Here is a 232-nt window from a genome sequence, read left to right as displayed (position 1 = left end):
TTAACGCTGGCAGGTACCAGTACAAACAACAACACACTGAGTCAAGTATTGGCTAACAATACTGGCCTAACGAGTCTGGCTAAATCTGGGGCAGGTACTTGGATACTATCCGGTACCAATACCTACACTGGAGTCACAACCATCTCCGGTGGAACACTCTCAGTATCAACTTTGGCTAATGGTGGTTCTAGTAGTAATTTAGGTGCCTCAACCAATGCGGCTGCTAATTTAG

At 45.7% G+C, this 232-nt stretch carries 1 protein-coding gene; it reads left to right on the top strand.

Annotated features, from left to right (window positions below):
* A partial coding sequence (locus ICE89_RS11665; RefSeq protein WP_216266029.1) for an autotransporter-associated beta strand repeat-containing protein occupies positions 1 to 232 on the top strand: 232 nt, incomplete at both ends.

The organism is Polynucleobacter sp. AP-Kaivos-20-H2 (assembly GCF_018882215.1).
In the GTDB taxonomy this organism is placed as follows: Bacteria; Pseudomonadota; Gammaproteobacteria; order Burkholderiales; family Burkholderiaceae; genus Polynucleobacter.
The sequence above is the reverse complement of the archived record's forward strand: the minus strand, read 5'-3'. Positions and strand labels throughout refer to the sequence as shown.